We start from the raw sequence: 19,070 nt of genomic DNA, 5'->3' as shown, positions 1-19,070 counted from the left end.
CGCCGCACCGGGGGTGGGGGACGTTGACGGAGCGGTCCAGAGGTGAGCGCGCCGGGGGCGAGCGCGTGGTGCGGATGTCCGTCGAGCAGCCGCTGTGGCAGGCGCTGACCGCCTACCGGGTGCTCACCCTGCTCTACGCGCTCGGCCTGTGCGTCTACTCCTTCGAGGACTACGACCATCCGCTCGGCGCCGTCGTCTATCTGGCGGTGCTCACGCTGTGGACGGCGCTCACCTTCCGCATGGTCTCCTCGGCCGAGCGCTGCACCCGGCAGTTCCTCGTCGGCGACCTCGGCATCGCGGTGACCGGCATTCTGCTCACTCCGCTCGTGGACACCCATGACCGGATCGTCCAGGGCACGCCCACCCTGCCCTCGATATGGACGATGGGCGCGGTCCTCGGCTTCGCGATCAAGGGCGGCTGGCGCTGGGGCGCCTCGGCCTCCACCGTGGTCTGCGCCGCCAATGTGATCGAGCGCGGCGGATTCGCCCAGGACACGGTCCATATGCTGATGCTGGTGTGGGTGGCGAGCGTGGCCATCGGCTACGTCGTCGAGGTGGCCCGGGCCAGTGAGCGCACCCTCGCGCGGGCGCTGCGCATCGAGGCGGCGACTCGGGAGCGGGAGCGGCTGGCCCGCGACATCCACGACAGCGTCCTCCAGGTGCTCGCCATGGTGCAGCGGCGCGGCGCCGCGATCGGCGGCGAGGCGGCCGAACTGGGCCGGATGGCGGGGGAGCAGGAGATCGCGCTGCGCACCCTGGTCTCCACCGGTCTGGTGACCCCGCCGCGCGGGGCGGACGCCGCACCCGACCCGGGCGGTCTCCCGGACGCGGCGGGCCCGTCGGCCCCGCCCTGTCCGCCCGACCCCGAGCGCTCCGACGGCGGCCCGTGCGATCTGCGGGCCCTGCTGGCGCCGCACGCGGGCGCCCGGGTCACCTTCTCCGAACCGGGCGCCCCGGTGCTCCTCCCGGCGGGCGTCGCCGGGGAGTTGGCCGCTGCCGTGGGCGCCGCCCTGGACAACGTACGGGTCCACGCCGGGGAGGAAGCCCACGCCTGGATCCTGCTGGAGGACGAGCCGGACGCCGTGATGGTGACCGTACGGGACGACGGCCCCGGCATCCCCGAGGGGCGGCTGGCGGACGCGGAGGCGGAGGGCCGCCTGGGGGTGGCCCTGTCGATCCGGGGACGTCTGCGCGACCTGGGCGGCACCGCCGCGTGGATCTCGGCGCCGGGGCAGGGCACCGAGGTGGAGTTGACGGTTCCGAAGGCGCCTGCGAAGAAGGCGAAGGCAAAGGGGGAAGCGGCACGATGACCGCTCAGCACGACGGCCGCCCGATGACGGTGATGGTGGTCGACGACCATCCGATGTGGCGCGACGCGGTGGCCCGGGACCTGGCCGAGGCCGGGTTCGACGTGGTGGCCACGGCCGGGGACGGACCGCAGGCGGTCCGCCGGGCCAAGGCGGCCGGGCCCGACGTCCTGGTGCTCGACCTCAACCTGCCCGGGCTGCCGGGGGCCGAGGTGTGCAAGGAGGTCCTCGCCGACCGCCCCGAGCTGCGGGTGCTGGTGCTCTCCGCGAGCGGTGAGCACGGGGACGTCCTGGAGGCGGTCAAGTCCGGGGCCACCGGCTATCTGCTGAAGTCGGCCAGCACCGAGGAGCTGCTGGACGCGGTGCGCCGCACGGCGGCCGGCGACCCGGTGTTCACCCCCGGCCTCGCGGGCCTGGTGCTCGGCGAGTACCGGCGGCTCGCGGGCGAGCCCGCCCCCACCGCCGCCGACCAGCCGGCCGTCCCGCAGCTCACCGAGCGCGAGACGGAGGTGCTGCGGCTGGTGGCCAAGGGGCTGTCGTACAAGCAGATCGCCGAGCGGCTGGTCATCTCGCACCGCACGGTGCAGAACCATGTCCAGAACACCCTCGGCAAACTCCAGCTGCACAACCGAGTGGAGCTGGTCCGCTACGCCATCGAGCGCGGTCTGGACGACGCCTGAGGCCGTCCGGCTGAGGTCCTGATACCGCCTCACCCCTCGTACGGGTGAAGTTCCAAACCAACTCCCTTGATCCGCGCGGGAATCGACTGACGCCCCATCCCGTGTGACCTGGATCACCGTTAGCGTGGCTCTCCGTACCGGGCCCAATCACGGGATTCCATGGGAGAAGGGAAGAAACGATGCGGGTCGGAGTGCTGACCGGCGGCGGTGACTGCCCCGGGCTCAACGCGGTCATCCGCGCCGTCGTGCGCAAGGGCGTACAGGAATACGGCTATGACTTCATCGGCTTCCGGGACGGCTGGCGAGGCCCTCTCGAAAACGACACCGTTCCCCTCGACATCCGCGCGGTGCGCGGCATCCTGCCGCGCGGCGGCACCATCCTCGGCTCCTCCCGCACCAACCCCCTCAAGAGCGAGGACGGCATCCGGCGGGTCAAGGAGACCCTGGCCAAGCAGGAGGTCGACGCGCTGATCGCGATCGGCGGCGAGGACACCCTCGGCGTCGCCGCCCGGCTCTCCGGCGACTACGGGATCCGCTGCGTCGGCGTGCCCAAGACCATCGACAACGACCTGTCCGCCACCGACTACACCTTCGGCTTCGACACCGCCGTCAACATCGCCACCGAGGCCATCGACCGGCTCCACACCACCGCCGAATCGCATATGCGCGTGCTCGTCGTCGAGGTGATGGGCCGTCATGCCGGGTGGATCGCCCTGCACTCGGGGCTGGCCGGCGGCGCCAATGTCATCCTTCTCCCCGAGCAGCGCTTCGACGTCGACCAGGTCTGTTCCTGGGTCGAGTCCCGCTTCAAGATCCGCTACGCCCCGATCGTGGTCATCGCCGAGGGCGCGATGCCCAGGGACGGCGACGCGGTCCTCAAGGACGACTCGCTGGACTCCTTCGGCCATGTCCGGCTCTCCGGGGTCGGCGAGTGGCTGGCCAAGGAGATCGAGAGGCGCACCGGCAAGGAGGCCCGCACCACCGTCCTCGGCCATGTCCAGCGCGGGGGCACGCCCAGCGCCTTCGACCGCTGGCTGGCCACCCGCTTCGGACTGCACGCCATCGACGCGGTGCGGGACGAGGACTTCGGGAAGATGGTGGCGCTGCGCGGCACCGACATCGTCCGGGTTCCGCTCGCCGAGGCGACCGCACGGCTCAAGACCGTCGATCCCTCGCTCTACGCCGAGGCCGAGGTCTTCTTCGGCTGAGGCCGTCTGGGTGCAGTACGGCGATGGGCCGGGCGCGTTCACCGCACCCGGCCCACCGTCATGCCGCCCTCACGCCGCCCTGCGGGCCGGTGGGTCGTTCAGACCAGCACGCCCGCCAGCAGCTCCGCCATCAGCGCCGCCCCGTCCCGGGACAGCACCGACTCCGGGTGGAACTGCACACCGGCGAAGCCCGGTCCGCGCAGCGCGTGCACGTCGCCGGTCACCGGGTCCCGGCTCAGCTCCACGCGGTGCATCGCCAGCTCCGTCTCCGCCGCCTCGTCGCAGCGCGCCGTGAAGGTGTTGTAGAAGCCGACGGTCTCCTCGCGCCCGAAGAAGTCGATCCGCTCCTGCGCGCCCTGGAAGGGCACGTCCTTGCGCACGATCTCCAGCCCCAGCTCGGCCGCGATCAGCTCGTTCCCCAGGCACACCCCCAGCAGTCCGTGCCGGTGCCCGGCCACCAGCTCGGCGGCCAGCGCCCGCAGGAACCGCATCTTCGGGTCGGCGGTGTCGTTCGGATCGCCCGGCCCGGGGCCGAGCACGATGGGCCCCTCATGGGCGAGCGCCGCCTCCCGCACCCCTGGCTCGTCGTACCGTCGCACGGTCACCGTCAGCCCGGACGTCCGCAGCAGATGCGCGAGCATCGCGGTGAAGGTGTCCTCGGCGTCGATCACCAGGGCGTGCCCGGACAACCCCCCGGCCTGGGGCTCCTCGAGGGCTTGCATCCGCAGCCAGAACGGCGCCAGGTCCGCCCGCCGCGCGTCCAGCGCCGCCCGTACCCGCGGATCGTCCGCGAGCCGTGGCCGCGGGCCCGCCTCCTCGGGCCGTACGGGCGCCGGCCGCACGCCCAGCGCGGTCAGCACCCCGGCCGCCTTGGCATGCGTCTCGGCCACTTCGCCGCGCGGGTCCGAGTGGCGGACGAGCGTCGCGCCGACCGCCACCTTCAGCGATCCCCCGGGGTCGATGTCGGCGGTGCGGATCAGGATCGGCGAGTCCAGGGTCTGGGCGCCGCCGCCGTCCCGGCCGATCAGCGCGAGCGCCCCGGCGTAGTAGCCGCGCCCGGCGCCGTCCGGCCCGAGGGGCTCATAGCGCTCGATCACCCGGCAGGCGTTCTGCACCGGGGAGCCGGTGACGGTCGCCGCGAACATCGTCTCGCGGAGCACCTCCCGGACGTCGAGCGAGGAGCGGCCGCGCAGCTCGTACTCGGTGTGCGCGAGATGTGCCATCTCCCTGAGCCGGGGCCCGATCACCGTTCCGCCCATGTCGCCGACGGTGCACATCATCTTCAGCTCCTCGTCCACGACCATGGACAGCTCCTCCACCTCCTTGCGGTCGTGCAGGAACTCCAGCAGCCCCTCCGCGCTCGGCCCGCTCTCGGGGTAGCGGTAGGTCCCGCTGATCGGGTTCATCACGACGGTCCCCCCGGACATCCGCACATGCACCTCGGGGCTGGCCCCCACCAGCGTCCGCCCGTCCGCCAGCCGCACCACATACGTCCAGTAGGCGCCCCGCTCACCGGCCAGCAGCCGCCGGAAGAGCGCGAGCGCGTCGCTCCTGCCGAAGCCCGGGATCTCGCCCCGGAACGTCCGCCGGATGACGAAGTTGGCGCCCTCGCCGGTGCCGATCTCGTCCTCGAGGACCCGGCTCACGATGGACGCGTACGCGTCGTCGTCCACGTCGAACGCCCCGTCCTCGACCCGCACCCGGTGCGCGGGCAGCGCCTCCAGCGCCTCGGCGAGCGGCAGCTCGTAACTCTCCCGCGGGCGCAGCACGGCCAGCGGCGTGCCGTCGTCGCGCACCTCGAACCCCCGCTCGCGGATCTGCCGGAAGGGCACCAGCGCGAGGGCGTCCGCCACCGGCGCGCCGTCCTTCGGGGCCCCGGTCGGCAGCGGGATGTCGGCCAGCCGCTCCACCTCGCCGACCGGGCCGAGCAGCACCTCGACGGTGTCGGGTGCCCGGCCCGGGGTGCGTCGGTGCAGCAGGGCGAAGGGCGGCGCGTCGTCGGCGAGCAGCCGGGCGACGACGGCCTCAGCGGTGTGGTGCATGGCGGATGGTTCCTTCCGGGATGAGGAACGACCCGCGGAAACGCCGAAGGCCGCCCCTCGGGCGGCCTTCGCGAGATCTTGGGAGTGCGCGATTCAGCGGGCCGCCGGATGAGCGGTCCACCACCAGGTCATGGTCAGTCGCGCGAACATGGGAGGGACACTACCTCAGGGAGCGGGGCACTGGGTCAGGCGGAGCGCTTGCCGATGGTGGTGAGGTCGATGTCCACCGTGAAGGGCGCCGTGATCGCGAGCTTGTCATGGTGGATTCCGGTCAGGGAGAAGCACTCCGTGGCCGGGTCGCGCTCGTAGGTGTAGACGACGGTGCGGCCCTCGTCGTTCTCCACCCGCCAGTAGTGGCGGATGCCGGCCCTCGCGTATTTCCGTGGCTTGGTGTCGCGGTCCCGCTCCTCCGAGTCCGGCGACACGGCTTCGACGGCCAGCACGATGTCTTCCGGCAGGTAGAACGTGGACGGCTCGTCGCGCTCGTACGCCTCACGGGTCACCACGATGACGTCCGGCTCGGGAGCCTGGCGCTTGGCGAGGCGCACGGTCATCTCACGATCGGCCCGCAAACCGTCCGGCGCCTGCTGGTCCAGCTCCCTGACCAGCAGATTGATCACCCGGCTGTGCCATTTTTGCTGCGGGCTCACAAAGACGAGGCTCCCGTCGATGAGCTCGGTGTGTGGAGGAAGTCCGGGCAGCCGCAGAAGGTCCTCGGCGGTGAAGCCGCCAGGTGGCGGAATCACCCAGTCGGGCAGCGGCTCGGCACTCATGGGGCAAGAGTACGCGGCGGGAGGGCTACCGCGGGGCCGGAGTTGGCCGGTCCCGGCGGCCGAGCCTAAGTTTTCGGATGCGGTGGGTGAGTCCAGGGCCTGGCGGGAGATGTCTCACCCTGTGGGCATCGGACTGGACGGCCGTGGAGACCCCGTAACCTTGTGCGGGTGACCGTGAACGCTGAATCCCACGCCGGTGGCCACACCTGGCAGTCTCTTCCCGCGGCGCAGCAGCCTGACTGGCCGGACCGAGCGGCTCTGCGCGATGTGATCGCTGAGCTTGAGTCCTATCCGCCGCTCGTCTTCGCGGGCGAGTGCGACGCGCTGCGGCACCGCCTGGGGGCCGTGGCGCGGGGCGAGGCGTTTCTGCTGCAGGGCGGCGACTGCGCCGAGGCATTCGACGGCGTGGGCGCCGACCAGATCCGTAACAAGCTGAAGACGCTCCTGCAGATGGGCGCCGTGCTGACCTACGCCGGATCCGTCCCGGTGGTGAAGGTGGGCCGGATCGCCGGGCAGTACAGCAAGCCGCGCTCGAAGCCGACCGAGACCCGCGACGGGGTGACCCTGCCCACATACCGTGGCGACTCCGTCAATGGATTCGAGTTCACCCCCGAGGCGCGGATCCCGGATCCGCAGCGGCTGAAGCGGATGTACCAGGCGTCGGCCTCGACGCTGAACCTGGTGCGTGCCTTCACCACCGGCGGCTACGCCGACCTGCGCCAGGTGCACGCCTGGAACCAGGACTTCGTGAAGTCGTCGCCGTCGGGTCAGCGCTACGAGGCGCTGGCGCGCGAGATCGACCGGGCGCTGGCCTTCATGAACGCCTGCGGGGTGGACCCGGAGGAGTTCAAGACCGTCGAGTTCTTCTCCTCGCACGAGGCGCTGATCCTGGACTACGAGACGGCGCTGACCCGCACCGACTCGCGCACCGGTGAGCTGTACGACGTGTCCGGGCACATGGTCTGGATCGGCGAGCGCACCCGGCAGCTGGACGGGGCGCATGTCGAGTTCGCCTCGAAGGTCCGCAACCCGGTGGGCGTGAAGCTGGGCCCGACGACCACGCCGGAAGAGGCGCTGTCACTGATCGAGCGGATCGACCCGGACCGCGAGCCGGGCCGGCTGACCTTCATCACCCGGATGGGCGCGGACAAGGTCCGCGACAAGCTGCCCAACCTGGTGGAGAAGGTGACCGCCTCCGGTGCGCAGGTCGTCTGGGTCTGCGACCCGATGCACGGCAACACCTTCGAGGCGGCCTCCGGGCACAAGACCCGCCGCTTCGACGATGTGCTGGACGAGGTCAAGGGCTTCTTCGAGGTCCACAAGGGGCTCGGCACCCATCCGGGCGGCATCCATGTGGAGCTGACCGGCGACGATGTCACCGAGTGCGTGGGCGGCGGCGACGAGATCTTCGTCGACGATCTGCACCAGCGCTACGAGACGGCGTGCGACCCGCGGCTCAACCGCAGCCAGTCGCTGGACCTCGCGTTCCTGGTGGCGGAGATGTACCGGGACCAGTGAGGGTCATCCGGTAGAGATCATAAAGACGCAGGTGGGGCGCGGATCACAACGATCCGCGCCCCTTGTCCGTTGTGGGGCCCCGATGCGGCAGGTAAGGTAAGGGTTACCTCACTGATCAACGCCTTCGCTGGAGAGAGCCCGTGTACGTCTGCTCATGCTTCGGCATCACCGAGCAGCAGGTGCGTCAGCACGCGGAAACGGGTGCGTGCACCCCGCGCCAGATCGCCGGCGCCTGCAAGGCGGGCACGGACTGCGGATCGTGCGTGCGGAAGATCCAGTCGCTGCTGGGTCGCGGTGCATGCCCCCGGCGCGAGGCGCTGGACCCGGTCGTCCTGACGACGGCCACGGCGACGACGAGCGCGGCGACGGCTGTCGCTGCCACTTCCGTCCCGGCGCCGACGGCGGCCGAGGCGGCCTGACCGGCGGCCCGGCCGCTCGTTCCCGGCGTCGCTCCGGGCTCAGTGGCCCAGGTGGCCGTTCCCGGAGTAGTTGCCCCCGCCGTGGTCATCGCTGGGCTGCTCGATCTGCTGGGCGATGTAGAGGGCCTCACCCAGCTTCTCGATCAGCTCGAGCTGGGTGTCGAGATAGTCGATGTGGAGTTCCTCGTCGGCGAGGATGTACTCGAAGAGATTGGCCGAGGTGATGTCGTTCTTGGACCGCATCAGCTCGATGCCCCGCTTGAGGCGGTCGATCGCCTCGACCTCCACCTGCCGGTCGGCCTGGAACATCTCGGTCGCCGTCTGGCCCACCCGGACGTGGAAGAGCCGCTGGTAATTGGGCAGGCCATCCAGGAGGAGGATCCGGTCGGTGAGAAGCTCCGCATGCTTCATCTCATCGAAAGACTCCGACCGGGTGTATTTGGCAAGCCGAGTCCAGCCAAAGTGGTCCTGCATCTTTGAGTGCAGAAAGTACTGATTGATCGCGGTCAGCTCGCCGGTCAGCTGCTCGTTGAGGAACTCGAGGACCTCGGGGTCACCCTGCATCGGAGGGGCTCCTTCCAATCCGATCGGGAACGGCAGGTTCCGCGCATCGTGTCACCGCGTCTGTTGGGGCGTCCAGTAAGTGCACGCTTAGTACGAGTTGTGCCCTCTCTGATGCCCTGGTCACGACCACCCCCGGCGGTCTGAGACCATGGAGCCCATGGGTCAGTCGGAAAGCCGCGAGGGGGAGCTCGCGAAGCTGCCCCCTGGGCAGCGACTGCAGCGCGGTTGGCCGGTTACGCACTATGGGCCGGTCCCGAAGTTCAGGCCGGAGCGATGGGAGTTCCGGGTCTTCGGCGCCACGGCGGACGGCGATAAACACTGCTGGACGCATGAAGGGTTTTCGGCGCTGCCGTACTCGACGGTCGTGGCCGATCTGCACTGCGTCACCAAATTCAGCATGCTCGGCGCCGAATGGGGCGGGGTTTCCGCGCTGGAGATCGTGGAGCTGGCGCCGCCGGCGCCCGATGTCACCCACGTGATGGTGTGGGCGGAATACGGCTTCAGCTCGAATCTGCGCCTGACGGACTTCATGGCGGAGACCACGATTTTCGCGACGCACAAGGACGGGGAGCTGCTCACCGCCGAGCACGGTTTTCCGGTGCGGCTGGTGGTGCCCCAGCTCTATGCCTGGAAGGGCCCGAAATGGGTGCGCGGCGTGGAGTACATGACCGCCGACCGCCGCGGCTTCTGGGAGGAGCGCGGCTACCACAACGTCGGCGATCCTTGGGCGGAGCAGCGCTACGCCTACCAGGAGGAGCCGGGCGACGGCCCGGAGTTCTAGTTCGGGCCGCCGCGGTGTGTCGCGGTCAGTGGTACTGGTGGACCACCGCATGCCCCTTGCCCCGCGCGATCATCCACTTGTTGACCGGCGTGGTGAGCAGGAACGCCACCACGAACGACAGGGCCAGGCTGAGCCAGAAGAGCGCGTCCGACAGCGTCGCGTCCATCGCGCCGGGAAAGAGGGCGATCGTTCCGTTGTCGGCCAGCTCCATGATCGTGATCGAGACGGTGTCGGCCGCCAGGGCCACCCGCAGCGCGCTGCGCACATCGAGCCCCGCCCGCAGTACGCCCCGCATGGTCAGCGAGTAGCCGAAGACGAAGGCGAGCGCGATGGCCAGGATCATGGTCGGGACGTTATGCCAGGCCAGGGCCGTGCCGATGGCCATGCCCGCGATCTCGCCGATGGCACAGCCGGTGAGGCAGTGCAAAGTGGCCTGGGCGGCCATCGTCCAACTGGTCGCGCCCTTACGGTGCTCATGGTGTCCATGGCGCTCGTAAGGTCCGCTCCGCGTGTGCTCATGCTGCCGCATGTCCGTACCCCCAGCGGTGATCGGTGATCGGTTGATCTCGCTCAACGCTATACCCCCTGGGGGTATTCCTCCATGGGTCGGGCTTTTCTCAGGCCACCCCGGCGCGCAACTCCTTCAGCCGGGCCACATCCGCCGCATGCCCCGCCGTACCGTCCGGTCCACCCGGCGTCTCGACCACCAGCGGCACCCCGTCCGTCGCGGGGTGGCCGAACAACTCGCGGAACGGCTCCGCCCCGATATGCCCGGCGCCGATGTTCGCGTGCCGGTCCTTGTGGGCGCCGACCAGGTCCTTGGAGTCATTGGCGTGGATCAGCTTGAGCCGCCCCTCGCCGGCAACGGCCACCAGCTCGTCCAGGGTCTGCTTCATCCCGCCCGGCGCTGCGAGGTCATGGCCCGCCGCGAACACATGGCAGGTGTCCAGGCAGACACCGAGCCGGGGATGCCGGTCCAGCGCCTCGACGTAGGGGCCCAGATCCTCCACCAGCGCGCACAGCGAGGTGCCCTGCCCGGCGGTCGGCTCCAGCAGCAGCCAGGGGTCGTCGTCCCGGGTCAGCTCGTCCAGCAGCGGCAGCATCCGCTCCCGCACCTGCGCGATCGCCGTGGCCCGCGCGCGTCCCCCGGTCGCCGAGCCGGTGTGGACGACGACGCCGAGCGCACCGATCTCCCGGCCGCGCCGGAGCGAATGGCGCAGGGACTCCACGGACCGGTCGGCCGTGGCCTCGGTGTGCGAACCGAAGTTGATCAAGTAGGGGGCGTGGACGTACGCCGGTATGGATCGCTCGGCGCAGGCGGTGCGGAACGCCTCGTCCTGGGCGGGCGTACCGGCCGGGGTGGCCCAGCCGCGCGGATTGGCGACGAAGACCTGGACGGTCTCGGCGCCGATGTCGGCGGCGTGCGCCAGACCGACGGTGGCGAGGCCACCGGCCACACGGACATGGCCACCGATGGGATTGCGGATCCGATGCGTACTCACAGTTCAAGGTTCCCAGGTGAGGAGGGCCCGCGTGATCGGGCCCGTCCCAACTGTCAGCGGGCGCCTCTAGTGTGACGTGTATGACTCTGCTGAGCTTTGACCGTCGCTGCTCCGAGATCGTCGCGCAGACCCAGCTGTTGCGGGGCGCGATCGAGGGCGCGGATCTGACGCGCCCCGTGCCCACCTGCCCCGGTTGGAACGTCGGGCAGCTGCTGCGTCATCTCGGCGGCACCCATCGGTGGGCCGAGGAGATGGTGCGGACCCGGGCCACGGGCGCGTTGCCCGACCAGCACTTCCGCGATCTGTCGCCGTACGCGGAGGAGGGCGCCGCCGAGGTCGCCCCCTGGCTGGTCGAGGGCGCCGAGCTGCTGGCCGAAACGCTGCGCGAGGCGGGGCCCGATGCGGAGCTGTGGACCTGGGTGCCGGACTTCGGGCAGGTCGCCGGAGGGCGCGCGGACTTCTACGCCCGCCGTTTCACCCATGAGACGGCGCTCCACCGGGCCGACGCGGTCCTGGCCCTCGGCGCGGAGTACACCCTCGACCAGGAGGTCGCCCTGGACGGGATCGACGAGTGGATGGCACTCGGCTCGCTGCCGATGCACTTCGAGGTCCACCCCTGGATGCGCGAGCTGCTCGGCCCCGGCCGCACCCTCCACCTCCACGCCACCGACACCGCACCGGAGGTGGCGGCGGAGTGGGTGGTCGACCTCACCGGTGACGCGATCATCTGGCGGCGGGCGCATGAGAAGGCCGCGGTCGCGGTGCGCGGGCCGCTGACCGACCTGCTGCTGATCATCTACAAGCGGCGCCCGGCCCGGAGCGCGGGCGTCGAGATCCTGGGCGATGAGAAGCTGCTCGACTTCTGGCTGGAGCGGGTCAGCTTCGGCTGACCGCCTGGAGCCAAGCTGACCGCCTGGAGCCAAGGGGGTCCGCTGCCGGACGGTCGCGCTCGCCGTCCGGCAGCCGCAAGGCCGCTGGGCAGAGGCCCCGGAAGCAGGGGCCCCGGAAGCAAGGGCCCTGGAAGCAAGGGCCCTGGAAGCTGGGTGGCCCTAGAACACGCCGCCCTTGAGCTTGATGGTGATCGTGCTCCCCTTGGGCGCCTCGTCCCCGCCGTCCACCGACTGGTCCTGCACCTTGTCCCCGGGGAACAGCAGCGCCTTCTCGACGTCCACCTTGAAGCCGGCCCCCTCGAGCTGCGCCTTGGCGTCGTCGGCCGTCATACCCGTGACGTCCGGCACCTCGATCATCTGCACGCCCTTGGAGACGGTCAGTGTGACCGTGTCGCCCTTGGCGCCCTCTGCGTCTCCGTCTCCCGAGGGGGACTGCTCGGCGACCGAGCCCTTGTCCTCCTCCGAGAACACCTGCCGCTCGGCGATCTTCACCTTGAAGCCCTCGTCCTCCAGCTCGGACCGGGCCTCGTCGACCGAATCACCCACCACGTCCGGGATGTCGATCGGCCGGCCCTTGCTGACCACGATCGACACCGGCGTCTCGGGACGGCGCACGGAGCCGGAGACCGGGCTGGTGGAGAGGACCGAGTCCCGGGCCGTCTCACTGCTGAAGCGGCGGATGACCTTGCCGATCGTCAGCCCCTGGTCCGCGATCTTCCGCTTGGCCTCGGCCAGCGGCATGCCCACCACATTGGGCACCTCGGCCCGCGGCGGCCCCTGGGAGACCCGGATGGTCACGGTGCCGGTGTCGCGGACGCGCTCGCCCGGACCGGGCTTGGAACCGATGACCTTGCCCTTGGGGATGACATCGCTGAACTCGTTGACGACCTTCACATCGAGCCCGGCGCCGTGCAGCTTCTTCTCCGCCTCCGCCTGGGTCTTCCGCAGCACCGGCGGGACCTCGGTGAACTGGCCGGCGCTGACGTACCAGACACCGGCGGCGAGGGCGATGGCCAGCAGCACCGCGGCCACGATCGTCACGATCCCGCGGCGCGACATCCCGCCCCGGCCGCGCCGGTCATGCCCCTGCTGGCGGGGCGGTTCCGGCGGCAGCTCCAGACGGCTGGTGTGGTTGAGCAGCTCCTGCTCGTCGTCGACGGCCGCCGCCGGGCGCGGAATCACCGTCGTACGGTTCTCGGCACCGGCCGAGGTGTCCTCCCTGGCCTGCGGGGGCACCGCGTCCAGCTGGTCGTCGGTCAGCGCGGCCCGCACCGCGCGGGTCGAGCCCAGCAGCGCGACGGCGTCGACGGGGCGCCCCTCGGCCGCGCGCGCGGTGGCTGTGGCGACCAGCGCGTCCAGCTCGGGGGCGACCCCGGGCGCGAGCGCGGACGGCGGCGGGACGTCCTGGTTCAGATGCTGGTAGAGGACCTGCGCCGGGGTGCTGCCGCCGTGCGGCTTGGAGCCGGTCAGCATCTCGTACAGCACCACACCGCAGGCGTAGACATCGGCGCGGGGGTCGGCCGTGCCGTGCTCGATCTGCTCGGGCGCGAGATACGACACGGTGCCGAGGACGGTGCCGGTGGACGCGCTGGTGTTGGTGTCCACCGCCCGGACCAGGCCGAAGTCGGCGACCTTGACCCGGCCGTCGTCCCCGATCAGCACGTTCTCGGGCTTCATGTCGCGGTGGACGAAACCGGCGCGGTGGGCCGCCCCGAGCGCCGCCAGCACCGGCTCCAGGATGTCCAGCGCGGCGCGCGGATGCAGCGCCCCGCGCCCGCGGAGCACATCGCGCAGGGTGCAGCCCGCGACGTATTCCATGGCCAGATAGACATGGCCGCCGTCTGCTCCCTGGTCGTAGACGGCGACCACATTGGCGTGCGCGAGTCTCGCGACGGACTTCGCCTCACGGATGAACCGGTCGACGAAGGCGGCGTCGGAGGCGAGGCTCTGGTGCATTACCTTCAGGGCGAGCACACGGTCCAACCGGGTGTCGACGGCCCGGTAGACCGTCGCCATCCCGCCAACGGCGATCCGCGCCTCAACGCGGTAGCGGCCGTCGAGCTCCTGCCCGACGAGGGGGTCCTGGAGGGTCGTATCCACGGGGGAAGTCTACGAGGCATCGATATGAGCCATGACCGGCCGCCCCAGGTGGGGCGGGTACTGCAGCGGAACGGTGACACCCGCGGGTCAGTTGTGCGACGCGGCGGCGATCGCGGCCAGTTCCTCGAGCGCGGAGGTCCAGGACAGCGTGGCGTATTCGGCGTGCTTGGCCTTGGCGTCGTCGGGGACGGCCAGGGCGCGGATACCGCTCTCCGCCAGCCGCAGCCGGGTGCCCTGCCCCTCGGGGGAGAGCGCGAACTCCACCAGGGTCGCCTCCCCGGGGTCCGAGGGCGCGTGATCGGGTTCCAGGGCCAGCCGGAAGCGGAAGAGCGTGTCGGGGACCGCCCGCTCGACCTGACCGTGGAACTCTCCGTATTCGTCCCACCGGAACCGGAGCCTCCCGCCGGGGTGCGGATCGATCTCGCAGCCGCCGGGGGCGTACCAGACGCGGATGTGCTCGGGCGTCGTCAGCACCCGCCACACCCGGTCGATCGGCGCCGGTACGTACACCTCGCGCTCGATCCGGTCGTCCACGGTCACGGTCACGGCGACCACCTCCGCGCTGTGCGCTGCTCCCTCAATCCACGGTAGAGGGCCGAGCCGGGCCGTCAATCCAGTCCCTCCGGCGGGTGAGGAGCGGGGCCCCGGCGGGGGCCGGGCTCGGACGCGAGGCCGGCGGATGCCGTGCCCGGACAGGGCCTAGCCGAACGCCGGGCGCTCGGGGTCCAGAGCCGCCAGGCCCTCGGCCGGGCTCGACGCCTCGGCGAAGTGGCGGCGCGGGATCCGGCCCGCCCGGTGGGCCAGCCGGCCCGCCTCCACCGCGTGCCGCATCGCCCGCGCCATCAGCTCCGGCTCCTGGGCCCGGGTGACGGCCGAGGCGAGCATCACCGCCGCGCACCCCAGCTCCATGGCCAGGGCGGCGTCCGATGCCGTCCCCGCGCCGGCGTCCAGGATCACCGGCACGGTGGCGCGCTCGGTGATCAGCTGGAAGTTGTGCGGATTGCGGATGCCGAGACCGGAGCCGATCGGGGAGCCGAGCGGCATGATCGCGGCGCAGCCGACGTCCTCCAGCTTCCGGGCCAGGATCGGGTCGTCATTGGTGTACGGGAGGACCGTGAACCCGTCGTCGACCAGCGTCTCCGCGGCGTCCAGCAGTTCGATCGGGTCGGGGAGCAGGGTGCGCTCGTCGGCGACCACCTCCAGCTTGACCCAGTCCGTGCCCAGGGCCTCCCGGGCGAGGCGGGCGGTGAGCACGGCCTCACCGGCGGTGAAACACCCGGCGGTGTTGGGGAGCGGGCGGATGTTGTGCCGGTTGAGCACGGAGAGCACCGAGCCCTGCACCGTGGGGTCGAGCCGCCGCATCGCGACGGTCGTCAACTCGGTGCCGGAGGCCAGCAGCGAGCGCTCCAGGATGTCCAGGCTGGGAGCGCCGCCGGTGCCCATGATCAGACGGGAGCCGAAGTCGGTCCCGGCGATGGTGAGCGGGTCGGGGGCGGCGAGGGGCGCCCGGCCCGGGGCGTTCGGGGTGGTCGTGGCGGTGGTGACGGGTGTGGTGGTCGTGGTGGTCGTGGTGGGAGCCATGGGTGGATCAGCCTCCTTGGACCGCGGTGAGGACCTCGACGCGATCACCGTCGCCGAGCGGGGTCGCGGGCCATTGGGTGCGTGGGACGACCGTCTCGTTGACGGCGGCGGCGACGCCCGAGGGCGCCTGGGTGAGGGTCGCGACAACCCGGTCGAGGGTGGTCCCGTCCGGGACCTCGCGGGGTTCGCCGTTGACGGAGACGGTCATGGGTGCTGCTCCTGTGCTGGGGAGGGGGTGGCTGCGGGGGCCGCGAAGCGCCGCGGGGTGAACGGCCGGGCCTCCGGCGGGAGTTCTCCGCTCGTCAGCGCCTCGGCCATGACATCGCCGGTGATCGGGGTGAGCAGGACGCCGTTGCGGTGGTGGCCGGTGGCCAGCAGCAGCCCCGGCAGCGCGGTCGGGCCGAGCATCGGGGCGTTGTCGGGGGAGCCGGGGCGCAGCCCGGCACACGTCTCCACCAGCGGCAGTTCGGTGATGCCGGGCACCACCTCATGGGCGTCCCGCAGCAGTTCGTACACCCCGCCCGCGGTGACCGTGGTGTCCCAGCCCAGCTCCTCGCTGGTCGCGCCGATGACCAGCTCGCCGTTCTCGCGCGGCACCAGGTAGACCGGCCCGCCGCGCACCACGGCCCGTACGGTCCGGGAGAGGAACGGCGCGTACCGCTCGGGTACCGACAGCCGCAGCACTTGCCCCTTGACGGGTCGTACGGGCGGCAGGACGTCGTCGGGGACGCCCGCGAGCCGTCCGCTGAGGCTGCCGGCGGCCAGTACGGTCCGCTCGGCGGTCAGGCGCGTGCTCCCGGTCAGCTCGATCCCGGTGGCGCGGTCGCCGTCCAGCAGCAGCCGCTCCGCGCGGGCGCGGTGGAAGGCGACCCCGGCCCGCTCGCACGCGGTGAGCAGCGCCGCGGTCAGCCGCCGCGGGTCGACCTGGTTGTCGCCGGAGACCCGCAGCCCGCCGTGTACGCCCGGTGCGAGCATCGGTTCCAGGCGGCGGCATTCACGCCCCGTCAGCCACTCGGACTCCAGCCCGAGCCCCTGCTGGAACGTGTGGAGCTCGCGCAGCTGGGCGCGGTCGTCGGCGTCGAACGCCACGGCGAGCGTGCCGCACGCGCGGTGTCCCACGTCCTGGCCGCTCGCCTCCTCCAGCTCGGCCACGAAGTCCGGATAGCGGCGCGCGGAGGCCATGTTGAGCCCGAGCAGGGTCTGCTCGCCGTAATGAAGCTCGGTGACGGCGGCCAGCATCCCGGCCGCGACCCAGGCGGCTCCCCGGCCGGGCGCCGGGTCGGCGAGGGCGGTGCGCAGCCCCCGCTGGGCCGCCCGCCAGGCCGTGACCAGCCCGATGATGCCGCCCCCGATGACGAGGGCGTCGTAGCGCCCGTCGGGCGGTCCGCCCACGGATGGTCGGCCGTCAAGCCCTGAGGTGTGTGGTCGGTCGTCGTGACCTGGTGCGTGCGTGGACACGCTGCCCCTCCCTTCGCCGGCATGACCCGGATCAGGTTCGTACGGTCGGAGGCCGTTTCAGCTTCCCTCTCAGCCCGGTACGTCCGGGCTCCCGCGAGTGCTCTGTCCCGCCACCCTAGTACGAGCCCCGAACCCCCCGAAAGCCCAGCCACCCGCCGCGATCCAGCCCCTCCGGCGTGTGAGGAGCGGGGTCCGGGGCGGAGCCCCGGCGGGGGCCGAGGGGGCGGAGCCCCTTCGGTTCGGGAAGGGGCGGGGTGGGGGAGGACCACCCGCCGAAGGCGCCCACCGACCCGCACTCCCATCCACCGCCCCCTCCTCTCTGTGCCCGAGATCTCCCTTCGCCCTCTGCGGTCCGCCCCACCAGCCGCAATACAGTGATCGTGTGAGCGATGAGACGACGACGAAGCCGTCCTCGAGCGGCGGCGGCGAACAGCGGGTGGTGATCGTCGGAGCGGGCATGGCGGGGGTGCAGACCGCCGTCGCGCTGCGCGAACAGGGCTGGACGGGGGAGATCGTCCTGCTGGGCGCGGAGACCCACCAGCCCTACGACCGGCCGCCGCTGTCCAAGGCCGTGCTGCTCGGCAAGGCCGAGGGATCGACGCTCGACGTGGACTTCGCCGGGCTCGGCATCGCGCTGCGGCTCGGCGTCCAGGTGACCGGGCTCCGCACGGACGAGCGGCTCGTCGAGACCGCGACCGGACAGCTCCCGTACGACGTCCTGGTGATCGCCACCGGCGCCGAGCCGGTCCCGCTGCCGGGCAGCGAGGGCGTGCCCGGCGTCCATCTGCTGCGCACCCTGGACGACGCGGTGCGGCTGCGCCCGGTGCTCGCCCGGCAGCGCGAGATCGCGGTCGTGGGGGCGGGCTGGATCGGGGCGGAGTTCGCCACGGCGGCGCGCGAGGCGGGCTGCGCCGTGACCGTCGTCGAGGCCGCGGACCGGCCGCTGGCGGGCGCCCTGCCGGCCGAGGTCGCGGCCCCCATGGCGGCCTGGTACGAGGACTACGGCGCCCGGCTGGTGACCGGCGCCCGGGTGGCCGCCGTGGACGAGAGCGGGCTGGTGCTCGGCGACGGCACCCGGCTGCGGGCGGGCGCGGTGGTGGTCGGGATCGGGGCCCGGCCGGCCACGGACTGGCTCGCGGGCTCGGGCGTGGAGCTGGCCGAGGACCGCTCCGTCGCCGCCGACGACCGGCTGCGGGCCTCGGCGCCGGACGTCTACGCGGTCGGCGACTGCGCCTCCTTCCCGTCCGCCCGCTACGGCACGCGGCTGCTGGTGCACCACTGGGACAACGCGCTGCAGGGGCCGCGCACCGTGGCCGCCAACGTGGTCGGGAGCCGGACGGCCGCCCACTTCCCCGGCGCGGTCTACGACCCGGTGCCCTACTTCTGGTCCGAGCAGTTCGGGCGCTTCGTGCAGTACGCCGGGCACCATTCGGGGGCCGACGAACTGGTCTGGCGCGGCGATCCGGCCGGTGCCGCGTGGTCGGTGTGCTGGCTGCGCGAGGGCGCCCTGGTCGCCCTGCTGGCCGTCGGCCGTCCGCGCGATCTGGCCCAGGGGCGCAAGCTGATCGAGCGCGGCGCCCGGCTGGACCGGACGCGGGCCGAGGACCCGTCGGTGCCGCTGAAGTCGGCCGTCCGCTGACCGGCCGGCCGGTCAGCGGACGGGGTGTCCGGGGCGGGCCGAAGCGGCCCGCGCGGCGGGCGCCCGGCTACCCACTGTCAGTCCCAGATGGCAGGCTTGTTCCGTGACCGAGATTGACGCAAAGATCGATGCTCTCGTCCCCGCCTGGCTCACCCTCCCCGACGTCGCCGAGCGACTCGGTGTCGAGGTGACGCGCGTCCGGCAGCTGGTCAAGGAGGGCCAGCTGATCGCGGTGCGCCGTGGCGAGAACAGGGTGCTTCAGGTGCCCGAGGAGTTCATCGTCGACGGAAAGGTCGTCAAGGGCCTCGTGGGGACCTTGACGCTGTTGAAGGACGACGGCTTCAGTGACGAAGAGATGCTGGAGTGGCTCTTCACCCCCGACCCGAGCCTGCCCGGCACCCCGGCACGGGCCCTGGGCGAGAATCGCGGTACGGAAGTGAAGCGGCGCGCGCAGGCGCTCGCCGTCTGACGCCGCTCCCGCCCAGCCTTCCGCTGCCTTCCGTACGGGGCTCGTACTCAGCTCGTACGGGGTGTGTACAGGGCGGCCGCTCTCGCGCTTACGCCGTCCGTGTCGCGCGCAGTGGCACGTAGTCGCATGTCATCGCACC

General features: G+C 71.8%; 19 protein-coding genes and 1 riboswitch. Of the genes, 9 read left to right on the top strand and 10 right to left on the bottom strand.

The genetic code is table 11. The features are described from left to right. Positions 1-23: 23 nt before the first annotated feature. The 3 genes from AS97_RS14555 to AS97_RS14545 all read left to right on the top strand — a co-directional run bounded on the left by AS97_RS14555 (position 24) and on the right by AS97_RS14545 (position 3,195). A complete protein-coding gene (locus AS97_RS14555) occupies positions 24-1,310 on the top strand; it encodes a DUF5931 domain-containing protein (RefSeq protein ID WP_269137987.1) in 1,287 nt (428 codons plus the stop codon). Then, positions 1,307-1,987: a response regulator transcription factor gene (locus AS97_RS14550; RefSeq protein WP_059143425.1), complete on the top strand. Its 681-nt coding sequence runs from the start codon at positions 1,307-1,309 to the stop codon at positions 1,985-1,987. Before AS97_RS14555 ends, AS97_RS14550 begins: the two co-directional genes overlap by 4 nt. A 179-nt stretch (positions 1,988-2,166) precedes the next feature. Continuing rightward, positions 2,167-3,195 (top strand): 6-phosphofructokinase, encoded by a 1,029-nt coding sequence (locus AS97_RS14545; protein ID WP_086708526.1) that lies wholly within the window; start codon positions 2,167-2,169, stop codon positions 3,193-3,195. 98 nt (positions 3,196-3,293) lie between these two features. On the opposite strand, the gene AS97_RS14540 is transcribed toward AS97_RS14545, so the two are convergent. After that, positions 3,294-5,237, bottom strand: a complete 1,944-nt coding sequence (locus AS97_RS14540) for an anthranilate synthase family protein (protein WP_059143427.1) — start codon at positions 5,235-5,237, stop codon at positions 3,294-3,296. A gap of 185 nt (positions 5,238-5,422) precedes the next feature. After that, positions 5,423-6,010, bottom strand: a complete 588-nt coding sequence (locus AS97_RS14530; protein ID WP_059143428.1) for a Uma2 family endonuclease — start codon at positions 6,008-6,010, stop codon at positions 5,423-5,425. A gap of 168 nt (positions 6,011-6,178) precedes the next feature. On the opposite strand from AS97_RS14530, the gene AS97_RS14525 reads away from it, so the two are divergent. Continuing rightward, on the top strand, positions 6,179-7,528 hold the full coding sequence (locus AS97_RS14525) for a 3-deoxy-7-phosphoheptulonate synthase class II (protein WP_059143481.1): 1,350 nt from the start codon (positions 6,179-6,181) through the stop codon (positions 7,526-7,528). Positions 7,529-7,668: 140 nt separating this feature from the next. Continuing rightward, a complete protein-coding gene (locus tag AS97_RS14520; RefSeq protein ID WP_059143429.1) occupies positions 7,669-7,947 on the top strand; it encodes a (2Fe-2S)-binding protein in 279 nt (92 codons plus the stop codon). Between the two features lie 39 nt (positions 7,948-7,986). On the opposite strand, the gene bfr is transcribed toward AS97_RS14520, so the two are convergent. Then, positions 7,987-8,511 carry a bacterioferritin gene (bfr, locus tag AS97_RS14515; RefSeq protein WP_059143430.1) on the bottom strand — a complete coding sequence of 175 codons (525 nt, stop codon included), beginning with the start codon at positions 8,509-8,511 and terminating at the stop codon, positions 7,987-7,989. A gap of 157 nt (positions 8,512-8,668) precedes the next feature. Between bfr and AS97_RS14510 the strand changes: the two genes are divergently transcribed. Further along, positions 8,669-9,292, top strand: a complete 624-nt coding sequence (locus AS97_RS14510) for a sulfite oxidase-like oxidoreductase (protein ID WP_059143431.1) — start codon at positions 8,669-8,671, stop codon at positions 9,290-9,292. A 25-nt stretch (positions 9,293-9,317) separates the two neighbouring features. Here the strand turns inward: AS97_RS14510 and AS97_RS14505 are convergent, their stop codons facing one another. Continuing rightward, the gene (locus tag AS97_RS14505; RefSeq protein ID WP_210565027.1) at positions 9,318-9,821 is read right to left on the bottom strand and encodes a DUF4396 domain-containing protein; all 504 of its coding nucleotides are present in this window, start codon (positions 9,819-9,821) and stop codon (positions 9,318-9,320) included. 88 nt (positions 9,822-9,909) lie between these two features. After that, entirely contained in the window at positions 9,910-10,794 is an 885-nt protein-coding gene (locus tag AS97_RS14500) for a deoxyribonuclease IV (protein ID WP_247204370.1), read from the bottom strand. 80 nt (positions 10,795-10,874) lie between these two features. Here AS97_RS14500 and AS97_RS14495 point away from each other — a divergent pair, with 80 nt between their 5' ends. Further along, positions 10,875-11,684 (top strand): maleylpyruvate isomerase family mycothiol-dependent enzyme, encoded by an 810-nt coding sequence (locus AS97_RS14495; RefSeq protein ID WP_059143433.1) that lies wholly within the window; start codon positions 10,875-10,877, stop codon positions 11,682-11,684. 159 nt (positions 11,685-11,843) lie between these two features. Here AS97_RS14495 and pknB read toward each other — a convergent pair whose 3' ends face one another. From pknB to thiO, 5 genes are all read right to left on the bottom strand, one after another. Next, positions 11,844-13,784, bottom strand: a complete 1,941-nt coding sequence (gene pknB / locus AS97_RS14490) for a Stk1 family PASTA domain-containing Ser/Thr kinase (protein WP_210565026.1) — start codon at positions 13,782-13,784, stop codon at positions 11,844-11,846. 87 nt (positions 13,785-13,871) lie between these two features. Then, positions 13,872-14,330, bottom strand: a complete 459-nt coding sequence (locus AS97_RS14485; RefSeq protein WP_059143483.1) for an SRPBCC domain-containing protein — start codon at positions 14,328-14,330, stop codon at positions 13,872-13,874. Between the two features lie 153 nt (positions 14,331-14,483). Then, positions 14,484-15,365, bottom strand: coding sequence for a thiazole synthase (locus AS97_RS14480; protein WP_079059281.1), 882 nt, complete (start codon positions 15,363-15,365; stop codon positions 14,484-14,486). A gap of 7 nt (positions 15,366-15,372) precedes the next feature. Continuing rightward, on the bottom strand, positions 15,373-15,573 hold the full coding sequence (thiS, locus tag AS97_RS14475; protein WP_059143435.1) for a sulfur carrier protein ThiS: 201 nt from the start codon (positions 15,571-15,573) through the stop codon (positions 15,373-15,375). Continuing rightward, positions 15,570-16,757 (bottom strand): glycine oxidase ThiO, encoded by a 1,188-nt coding sequence (thiO, locus tag AS97_RS14470; RefSeq protein WP_059143436.1) that lies wholly within the window; start codon positions 16,755-16,757, stop codon positions 15,570-15,572. Before thiO ends, thiS begins: the two co-directional genes overlap by 4 nt. Before the next feature lie 57 nt (positions 16,758-16,814). Beyond that, a riboswitch (TPP riboswitch) is annotated at positions 16,815-16,928 on the bottom strand. A gap of 352 nt (positions 16,929-17,280) precedes the next feature. Between thiO and AS97_RS14465 the strand changes: the two genes are divergently transcribed. Then, on the top strand, positions 17,281-18,462 hold the full coding sequence (locus AS97_RS14465) for an FAD-dependent oxidoreductase (RefSeq protein ID WP_247204805.1): 1,182 nt from the start codon (positions 17,281-17,283) through the stop codon (positions 18,460-18,462). A 103-nt stretch (positions 18,463-18,565) separates the two neighbouring features. Beyond that, positions 18,566-18,931, top strand: coding sequence for an Rv2175c family DNA-binding protein (locus AS97_RS14460; protein WP_059143438.1), 366 nt, complete (start codon positions 18,566-18,568; stop codon positions 18,929-18,931). Positions 18,932-19,070 lie beyond the last annotated feature (139 nt).

The sequence above is a fragment of the Streptomyces sp. AgN23 genome, assembly GCF_001598115.1.
Taxonomy (GTDB): Bacteria; Actinomycetota; Actinomycetes; order Streptomycetales; family Streptomycetaceae; genus Streptomyces; species Streptomyces antimycoticus.
This window is presented reverse-complemented; position numbering and strand designations above follow the sequence as displayed.